Here is a 1,769-nt window from a genome sequence, read left to right as displayed (position 1 = left end):
GCTCTTAAATCTTCAATTCTTGAATTAGTACAACTTCCGATAAATACGTAATCTACTTTTTTGCCAATCAAAGCTTGTCCACCTTCCAAAGCCATATAGTCTAATGCTTTTTCCATGGCAGCTCTTTCGCCTTTATCTGATATTGCTTCTAGTGTTGGTACATTACCCGTTATGCCAATTCCCATACTTGGGTTTGTTCCGTAAGTAATGTAAGGCTCTATGTCTTCAGCTTTGAAAATGTGTGTTTTGTCATAAGTGGCTCCTTTGTCTGTGCAAAGAGCTTTCCATCTTGTAACTTCAGAATCCCATTTATCTCCTTTAGGAGAAAATTCTCTTCCTTCTAAGTAATCAAAAGTAATTTGATCGGGAGCAATGATTCCACCTCTTGCACCCATTTCAATACTCATGTTACAAATAGTCATTCTTGCTTCCATTGAAAGCTTCTCAACAGCAGTTCCGCAATATTCTACAAAGTAACCTGTGCCGCCACTAGTACTAATCTTAGAGATAATGTGAAGGATAATATCTTTTGAAGTTACTCCGGCACTTAATGTACCGTTAACTTCAACACGCATGCTCTTAGGTCTTGGTTGAAGAACACATTGTGTTGCGAATACTTGTTCTACTTCACTTGTTCCGATTCCAAAAGCAATAGCACCTAAAGCGCCATGTGTAGAAGTATGGCTGTCACCACAAACGATAGTTCGTCCCGGTTGAGTTACTCCAAGTTGTGGCCCGATAACATGTATGATACCTTGGTTTTTATGTCCTAAGTCGAAAAGTTCAATATCATGTTCCTTGCAGTTATTCCTCAAAGCCTCAACTTGTTTTCTTGAAAGAGCTTCTTTAATTGGAAGGTGTTGGTCTTTTGTAGGAATATTATGATCTGTAGTAGCTAAAATATTTTCTTTTCTGAAAATTGGAATATTACGTTTCTTTATTCCTTCAAAAGCTTGTGGTGTTGTTACTTCATGAATAAGATGCTTATCGATGTAAAGTACATCTGGGCCATCTTGAATAGTTTTTACCACGTGGCTTTCCCATATTTTTTCAAATATTGTTTTAGCACTCATAATTTATTCTCTTTATATATAAGTTTTTTGAAATTCTCTCTCTCTCTCGAATTAACTTACGGCAGACTTGCCTTTCATCATCTTCTCTAAGTCATTGTCGTCAACAACTTTTAATTCGTCTGCGAGAATTAAGAATTCTTGATACGTTCTATCAAGTACGTCGTTATCTAATTCAACACCCATTTTACTTAATCTGAATTTAAGTGCCGCTCGGCCACTTCGTGCAGTTAGAATAATAGATGAGTCAGATACACCAACAGAAACAGGATCGATAATCTCGTAATTTTCTCTATTCTTAAGAACACCATCTTGATGAATTCCTGAGGAGTGAGCAAAGGCGTTCTTTCCAACAATTGCTTTGTTGGGTTGAATTGTAAGTCCCATTAAATCTTTAACTAGTTCACTTGTTGGAAATAATTGTTTCGTGTTGATATCTGTAAGGAAAGGGAGGTCTTTTCTGCTTTCAAGAATCATTACCACCTCTTCTAAGGCTGTGTTTCCTGCTCTTTCGCCGATACCTGCAATTGTACATTCTATTTGACCAGCACCCATCTGAACACCTTGAATAGAGTTTGCCGTGGCAAGTCCAAGATCATTATGGCAATGTGTGGATATAGTGGCTTTATGGATTCCCTTTACGTTTTCTGTAAGGAACTTGATTTTTGCGCCGTATTCTTCAGGAAGGCAATATCCTGT

At 37.5% G+C, this 1,769-nt stretch carries 2 protein-coding genes; both read right to left on the bottom strand.

Annotation, left to right across the window (positions count from 1 at the left end; all coding sequences use genetic code 11):
• On the bottom strand, positions 1-1,073 hold a 1,073-nt coding region (locus HRT72_13475; GenBank protein ID NQY68719.1), incomplete at its 3' end, for a 3-isopropylmalate dehydratase large subunit.
• 51 nt (positions 1,074-1,124) lie between these two features.
• Positions 1,125-1,769: 2-isopropylmalate synthase (locus HRT72_13470; protein NQY68718.1), on the bottom strand; the 645-nt coding region annotated here is incomplete at its 5' end.

The organism is Flavobacteriales bacterium (assembly GCA_013214975.1).
In the GTDB taxonomy this organism is placed as follows: Bacteria; Bacteroidota; Bacteroidia; order DT-38; family DT-38; genus DT-38.
The sequence above is the reverse complement of the archived record's forward strand: the minus strand, read 5'-3'. Positions and strand labels throughout refer to the sequence as shown.